7 protein-coding genes and 3 pseudogenes are annotated in these 7580 nt (G+C 39.7%); 6 read left to right on the forward strand and 4 right to left on the reverse strand.

The window, feature by feature from the left end; all coding sequences use genetic code 11:
- Positions 1-148 precede the first annotated feature (148 nt).
- Together B7692_RS11280 and B7692_RS11390 are read right to left on the reverse strand one after the other, a co-directional pair.
- Positions 149-295, reverse strand: a complete 147-nt coding sequence (locus B7692_RS11280; RefSeq protein ID WP_239822382.1) for an LPXTG cell wall anchor domain-containing protein — start codon at positions 293-295, stop codon at positions 149-151.
- Between the two features lie 21 nt (positions 296-316).
- Positions 317-376 (reverse strand): annotated as a pseudogene (locus B7692_RS11390) (LPXTG cell wall anchor domain-containing protein); the annotation flags it as partial.
- 253 nt (positions 377-629) lie between these two features.
- On the opposite strand from B7692_RS11390, the pseudogene B7692_RS11290 reads away from it, so the two are divergent.
- Both B7692_RS11290 and B7692_RS07240 read left to right on the forward strand, forming a co-directional pair.
- Positions 630-761: pseudogene (locus B7692_RS11290) on the forward strand (IS30 family transposase); the annotation flags it as partial.
- 65 nt (positions 762-826) lie between these two features.
- Positions 827-1456, forward strand: a complete 630-nt coding sequence (locus B7692_RS07240) for an MBL fold metallo-hydrolase (RefSeq protein WP_084930332.1) — start codon at positions 827-829, stop codon at positions 1454-1456.
- Between the two features lie 106 nt (positions 1457-1562).
- On the opposite strand, the gene B7692_RS07245 is transcribed toward B7692_RS07240, so the two are convergent.
- Both B7692_RS07245 and pepO read right to left on the reverse strand, forming a co-directional pair.
- Complete coding sequence (locus B7692_RS07245; protein WP_084930333.1) at positions 1563-2327, reverse strand: LptM family lipoprotein; 765 nt, start codon at positions 2325-2327, stop codon at positions 1563-1565.
- A gap of 59 nt (positions 2328-2386) precedes the next feature.
- Positions 2387-4279 (reverse strand): endopeptidase PepO, encoded by a 1893-nt coding sequence (gene pepO / locus B7692_RS07250; RefSeq protein ID WP_084930334.1) that lies wholly within the window; start codon positions 4277-4279, stop codon positions 2387-2389.
- A gap of 180 nt (positions 4280-4459) precedes the next feature.
- Here pepO and B7692_RS07255 point away from each other — a divergent pair, with 180 nt between their 5' ends.
- The 4 genes and pseudogenes from B7692_RS07255 to B7692_RS07275 form a co-directional block, all read left to right on the forward strand.
- The gene (locus B7692_RS07255; protein WP_084925687.1) at positions 4460-5182 is read left to right on the forward strand and encodes a metal ABC transporter ATP-binding protein; all 723 of its coding nucleotides are present in this window, start codon (positions 4460-4462) and stop codon (positions 5180-5182) included.
- Positions 5179-6027, forward strand: a complete 849-nt coding sequence (locus B7692_RS07260; RefSeq protein WP_000559787.1) for a metal ABC transporter permease — start codon at positions 5179-5181, stop codon at positions 6025-6027. The genes B7692_RS07255 and B7692_RS07260 overlap by 4 nt, the downstream gene beginning before the upstream one ends.
- A gap of 31 nt (positions 6028-6058) precedes the next feature.
- On the forward strand, positions 6059-6988 hold the full coding sequence (gene psaA, locus B7692_RS07265; RefSeq protein ID WP_084888713.1) for a metal ABC transporter substrate-binding lipoprotein/adhesin PsaA: 930 nt from the start codon (positions 6059-6061) through the stop codon (positions 6986-6988).
- 197 nt (positions 6989-7185) lie between these two features.
- A pseudogene (locus B7692_RS07275) lies at positions 7186-7580 on the forward strand (transposase); the annotation flags it as partial.

A 7580-nucleotide genomic window follows, 5' to 3' on the forward strand; every position in this document is an offset into this window, starting at 1 on the left:
AATACAATAAGAGAACGACTCAAAATTAAAAAGCTAGAGTTCCGCAATTGGAAATCTCTAGTTTTTTTGTGGCTGAGAACTATTTTGTTTTAGGTTCTTTTCATTTATGAAATTGAATTCCTTTGTTTAATCTTTAATGATTAAAACATTAGTCTTCTTTTTTCTTGCGTGCCACAAGACCAAATCCGCTCAATACTCCAAGAAGTCCAAGAGCTGCTAGGCTAGAGTGATCTTCTGTACCAGTATTAGGAAATTCCTTAGCTGGTTTTGATGGTTTCGCAAGCTCTGGTTTCACAGAAGGAATAATTTTTTCATAAACATGAACTGTGTCGCCATTTGGAAGTTTCTTAGTCTCTACGAAGCGGTAATCTGGAATATCTCTCTTAGGAAATCTTTAAATTATATATAAATATAAATCATTACAGTATATAATTTTATATGTTTTATCAGTAGCTGTATCGAATTCACACCCTTCTAAGCCATCTGAATGATAACGTATATTCTTCATTAAATAAACTCAAGGGTGAAGTTTTTTCAATTCCAAATTTGTAAAATTAAGCTAGACAGAAAAAGCCATCTATGTTAAGCTCAGATAAACTACCTCATTTTTCTGAAAGGAACTAACATAAATGACTTATACACATCTTACCACAAATGAACTCGTAATGATAGAGGTTCACTACAAATAAGGTATAAAAGCTCTTGGAAGATCAAAGCAGACCATCTATAAGGTTATCCAATTTCTCAAAGAAGGACTTTCTATATACTTTATTCTCCCTAACTGTGCTATACTTATCTTAGTACATTCTTTGAGATTGGAGCTAATATGAAAATCCATAAAACCGTGAATCCTGTTGCCTATGAAAACACCTATTACCTGGAGGGTGAAAAACACCTCATCGTCGTCGATCCTGGCAGCCATTGGGAAGCTATTCGTCAGACAATAGAGAACATCAATAAACCAATCTGTGCTATTCTCTTGACACACGCCCATTATGACCATATCATGAGTCTGGACTTGGTTCGCGAGACTTTTGGCAATCCTCCTGTCTATATCGCAGAGAGCGAAGCTAGCTGGCTCTACACTCCTGTCGATAATCTCTCTGGTCTCCCTCGTCACGATGATATGGCAGATGTGGTCGCAAAACCTGCAGAACACACTTTTATCTTTCACGAAAAATACCAACTGGAGGAATTTCGCTTCACTGTCTTGCCAACACCTGGTCACTCTATCGGCGGTGTTTCTATCGTCTTTCCTGATGCTCATTTGGTCTTGACAGGTGATGCCCTGTTCCGTGAAACTATTGGACGAACCGACCTTCCAACTGGTAGTACGGAGCAACTACTTCACAGTATCCAGACCCAACTCTTCACCCTACCAAACTATGATGTCTATCCAGGGCATGGTCCAGCTACGACCATCGCCCATGAAAAGACCTTTAATCCTTTTTTCTAGCAAGCAAAAAACCAAGGAAACTTTTATCCTTGGTTTTTGTGTACTGCTATTCAATTCTCCATTCTTTGATTTTAGAATCTAGTCTAGTATTGAATTTCATCAAATACTAGTTGACTAGCTCAAATCCTTTCCATTCAAATTTAGCTAAATCAAGTTCATTAGAAGAAATCTCTAAGATTTGCTCTGGCTTTTGATCACTACCAATTTGAAAAATACCTTCTTTAATCTTCTGTACTCCGTCTTTATCAAAAGCATACAGACTTAAGTTCATTTCTGGTCGTGTTGACTGCCAGTCCGCATATCTGACTTGGCCGTTTTCATAAATAACTAAACTTGAACGAAATCCACCTGCAGAAGCTACATAAGCTGTATGAAGCAACTTTGGTTTTTTATTCTCTAAATAGTAAATGGCCCCTATATATTTTTTATCTCCAACAATCAATTCATCTTGACCGTCATTATTTAAATCAACGTATACATAATGGAGACTAGCTGGTTTATCATAGGTACTTAGTGTAAAGATATAGCCATACTCTTCAGAAAAAATCTTGTTCTGTTTCAACTTTTCATATAAGGATTCTCGGTCACCACTACTTAAAAGAGCCTGATAGTGATTGTACCGCTCTATTACTCCCTCGTACAAATCTTTTCCTGTTTCACTTTTCTTTTCCATTGTTGTTGACGGTGTTGCCATTGAAGAACTTGTACTAGTTTGGCTCTCTGACTTCGTAGAGGTTGCCTTCTGTTCCTCTTTGGTCGAAGATGATTGTGTTGCCGAAGGTTCTATTTTTTCCTCTTTTTTGTTTGCGCCACAAGATGCTAAAACAAAAACAGTAAGAATAGCTGAAAGCATCATTAAAAATTTCTTCATGTTAACCTCTTTAATCCATCCTATATAGATTTACGGATTTTAGTATTAGATTCAATTCATTACCAAATAATCACGCGCTCCTCTGGCGAACGCCACATTCCGTCGCCTTCTTTTACATCATAGGTTGTAAAGAAATCATCGAAGTTTGGTACTTGTACATTGACACGGAGTTTGGCTGGTGCGTGCACATCGACGCTAGCCAAAAGTTTCATAAATTCTGAACGACCTTTCATGCGCCAGATACGACCGAAGTTGTAGAAGAATTCTTCTGCTGAGAAGTCTGGTTCTCTCTTAGCTGCTTCAAGCGCTGCAGCGATTCCTCCCAAGTCAGCCACGTTTTCTGATACAGTCAATTTACCGTTGATGGTTGCTCCATAAGAATCCTGTCCATCAAATTGGTCAATAACTTTTTGTGTTTTCTCCTTGAAGGCGGTATAGTCACTCTCTGTCCACCAATCCTTGAGGCTACCATTTTCGTCAAAGGAAGCTCCGTTGGTATCAAAGGCGTGGGAAATTTCATGGGCAATAACTGCCCCGATACCCCCGTAGTTAGCAGAAGATGACTGATGCAAATCATAGAAAGGTGCTTGTAAAATAGCCGCTGGAAAGACAATCAGGTTCTTCTGTGGATTGTAGTAGGCATTGACCATATGAGCAGGCATGCCCCATTCCTTGTAGTCTACAGGCTGGTTCCACTTGCTCCAACTGTGCTTGATTTCTACACGCGCAAAGGCTAAAGCATTGTCAAAAAGACTAGCAGTCTCATCCACTACCTTGTCTTTGTAGCGTGCTGGCAATTCTTCTGGGTAACCAATATAAGGCTTGATAACATTGAGTTTGACGATGGCCTTGTCACGAGTTTCAGGAGTCAACCAGTCATTTTTAGCCAAGCGTTCCTTATAGACATCAATCATAGTTGCCACTTTTTTCTCCACGTCTGCCTTAGCCTCTGGGGAGAATTTTTCATGTGCATACCAGAGACCCAAGGCTTGTTTGAAAGGACCTTGTGCTAGCTGGTAGGCTGCCTTGACCTTTTCTTTGGCTTCTGGAACTCCTGAAAGCGCACGGCTATAGGCACCTGACAAGACACGGATTTCTTCTGTTAAATAGCTGGTTGAGAGATTCACAACACTTAAAATTAAGGTTGCCTTGAGGAGAGGCCATGCCTCTTCACTATAGAATTGATCTGCGGATTGCCAGAAACGTTCCTCGTCTACGATAACCTTGTCTGGTGCTTGTCCAAGAACAGCTTGGAAGAAGTCATCCAAAGGTAGGGCAGGCGCGAATTTTTTGAAATCTTCATAAGCATATGGATGGTAAAGTTTAGCATACTCTGAACTTTCTTCATTAGAAAGCACCACTGCCGCAATTCGACGGTCCAATTCTAGTCTTTTCTCTAACAAGTCTTCAATTTCTTCATCAGAGAAATCATAAGCCTTGAGGAGATTGGCACTGGTTTCTTTCCAAAGAGTCAAGAGTTCCTCGCGCTGAGGATGGTCTTCAGCATAGTAGGTCGTATCTGGCAGGATCGTGCTTGGAGCGCTAGCCCATAAAACGTTGATTCTGGCATCCATAAAGTCTGGCGATACACCAAAAGGAAGGAAGTTAGGTTTTCCTGCAAGTTCAAACTCTGCTAGTCTAGCTGTAAAATCTGCAAAAGTCTCTAATTCTTGGAATTCTTTAAGGAGTGGTAAGACAGGTGTGATACCGTCAGCTTCTCTCTTGTCAAAATCACGAACTAGGCGGTGGTATTTGACAAAGTTTGCCAAGATAGCATCCTCAGGCACCTCTTCACCTGCCAACCACTTGTCTGTTGTCGCCAGCATCAGGTCTTCAATTTCCTGGTCTAAATCAACAAAACCTCCAGTTTGAGACTTATCTGCTGGGATTTCTGCTGTTTTCTGCCATTCTCCATTGATTGCATCATAAAAATCATCTTGATAACGTGTCATCTTGTTCTCGCTTTCATTTTTTTAAGTTATTGCTAGCTTAACAAAAATTGCTTGGGAATGCAATTAAAAATGAACTTTCTCTTGCCATCATTTTTCAGTTATTATTTTAATTTTTTTAAAAATTAACTTGACTTAATTTTTTTTTTAATGTATATTAAGAGACAGGAGGAATATAAATTTATGATACGTATCGAAAACCTCAGTGTCTCCTACAAAGAAACGTTGGCACTTAAGGATATTTCACTAGTGCTCCATGGACCAACAATTACCGGTATCATTGGTCCAAACGGTGCTGGGAAATCAACACTATTAAAAGGGATGCTGGGAATTATCCCACATCAAGGTCAGGCATTTCTCGATGACAAGGAAGTTAAAAAATCCTTACACCGAATCGCCTATGTCGAACAAAAAATCAATATCGACTACAACTTTCCCATCAAGGTCAAGGAATGTGTCTCTCTAGGACTCTTTCCCTCTATCCCTCTCTTTCGAAGTTTAAACGCTAAACATTGGAAGAAAGTGCAAGAAGCCCTTGAAATCGTCGGGCTAGCTGACTACGCAGAACGGCAAATCAGTCAACTGTCTGGAGGTCAATTCCAGCGGGTCTTGATTGCCAGATGTTTGGTTCAGGAAGCCGACTATATCCTCTTGGATGAACCCTTTGTTGGGATTGACTCTGTTAGTGAGGAAATCATCATGAATACGCTGAGAGATCTGAAAAAAGCTGGGAAGACGGTTCTCATCGTCCACCACGACCTCAGCAAGGTTGCCCACTACTTCGATCAAGTCTTGCTTGTCAATCGAGAAGTGATTGCCTTTGGTCCAACCAAAGAAACCTTTACCGAAGCCAATCTCAAAGAAGCTTACGGTAATCGACTCTTTTTCAATGGAGGTGACCTATGATTGCAGAATTTATCGATGGATTGCAAAAATTCCATTTCTTACAAAATGCCTTGATAACAGCCATTGTCGTCGGGGTCGTAGCTGGAGCTGTAGGATGTTTCATCATCCTACGCGGGATGTCACTCATGGGAGATGCCATTTCACATGCTGTCTTACCAGGTGTAGCCCTCTCCTTCATCTTGGGCCTTGACTTCTTTATCGGAGCCATTGTCTTTGGATTGCTAGCTGCTATCATCATTACCTACATCAAGGGGAACTCGATTATCAAAAGCGATACCGCCATCGGCATTACCTTTTCTTCTTTCTTAGCCCTCGGTATCATCTTGATTAGTGTCGCTAAAAGTTCAACTGACCTTTTCCATATTCTTTTCGGAAATATCCTGGCCGTCCAAGATACGGATATGTTTATTACTATGGGTGTTGGTGCAGTCATTCTCTTGTTAATCTGGATTTTCTTCAAGCAACTCTTGATAACTTCCTTTGATGAACTCTTGGCCAAAGCCATGGGAATGCCTGTCAATTTCTATCACTACCTTCTCATGGTACTCTTGACTCTCGTGTCTGTGACAGCCATGCAAAGTGTCGGAACTATCCTGATTGTAGCCATGCTGATTACCCCAGCTGCAACTGCTTATCTGTATGCTAATAGCCTGAAAAGCATGATTTTCCTTTCCTCAACCTTTGGAGCTACTGCTTCAGTTTTGGGACTCTTTATCGGTTATAGCTTTAACGTTGCGGCAGGTTCTAGTATCGTGCTCACAGCTGCTAGTTTCTTTCTCATTAGCTTCTTTATCGCTCCAAAACAACGATATTTGAAACTGAAAAATAAACATTTGTTAAAATAAGGGGCAAAACCCCAATAAATTGGAGGATCTAATGAAAAAATTAGGTACATTACTCGTTCTTTTTCTTTCTGTCATTGCTCTTGTAGCATGTGCTAGCGGAAAAAAAGATGCAGCTTCTGGTCAAAAACTAAAAGTTGTTGCTACAAACTCAATCATCGCTGATATTACTAAAAATATTGCTGGTGATAAGATTGATCTTCACAGTATCGTTCCTGTTGGTCAAGACCCACACGAATACGAACCACTCCCTGAAGACGTTAAGAAAACTTCTCAAGCTGATTTGATTTTCTATAACGGTATCAACCTTGAAACAGGTGGCAATGCTTGGTTTACAAAATTGGTAGAAAATGCTAAGAAAACTGAAAACAAAGACTACTTTGCAGTCAGCGAAGGCGTTGATGTTATCTACCTTGAAGGTCAAAACGAAAAAGGCAAAGAAGATCCACACGCTTGGCTTAACCTTGAAAACGGGATTATTTTTGCTAAGAATATCGCAAAACAATTGAGCGCTAAAGACCCTAGCAACAAGGAATTCTACGAAAAAAATCTCAAAGAATATACTGATAAGCTAGACAAACTTGACAAGGAAGCTAAAGAGAAATTTAACAACATCCCTGCTGAGAAGAAATTGATCGTAACCAGCGAAGGATGCTTCAAATACTTCTCTAAAGCCTACGGTGTCCCAAGTGCCTATATCTGGGAAATCAACACTGAAGAAGAAGGAACACCTGACCAAATCAAGACCTTGGTTGAAAAACTTCGCCAAACAAAAGTTCCTTCACTCTTTGTAGAATCAAGTGTGGATGACCGTCCAATGAAGACTGTTTCTCAAGACACAAACATCCCAATCTACGCACAAATCTTTACTGACTCTATCGCAGAACAAGGTAAAGAAGGCGACAGCTACTACAACATGATGAAATACAACCTTGATAAGATTGCTGAAGGATTGGCAAAATAATACTCTTCGAAAATCTCTTCAAACCACGTCAGCTTCCATCTGCAACCTCAAAACAGTGTTTTGAGCAACCTGTGGCTAGCTTCCTAGTTTGCTCTTTGATTTTCATTGAGTATAAGCCTCTAAAAAACGTCATTCTCACATGTGAACTGCACCCCAAAAGTTAGACAGAAAAAACTAACTTTTGGGGTGTTTTTATTATGAAATTAACTTATGATGATAAAGTTCAAATCTATGAACTTAGAAAAAAAAGGATATAGCTTAGAGAAGCTTTCAAATAAATTTGGGATAAACAATTCTAATATTAGGTACATGATTAAATTGATTGATCGTTACGGAATAGAGTTCGTCAAAAAAGGAAAAAATCGTTACTATTCTCCTGATTTAAAACAAGAAATGATTCATAAAGTCTTACATGAAGGCTGGACTAAAGATAGAGTTTCTCTTGAATACGGCCTCCCAAGTCGTACGATACTTCTTAACTGGCTAGCACAATACAAGAAAAACGGGTATACTATTGTTGAGAAAACAAGAGGGAGAGTACCTAAAATGGGACAGAAGCCAAAAATGAGACCTGAAGAGAGGACAGAATTAG

The organism is Streptococcus mitis (assembly GCF_002096925.1).
Lineage (GTDB): Bacteria > Bacillota > Bacilli > Lactobacillales > Streptococcaceae > Streptococcus > Streptococcus mitis_AF.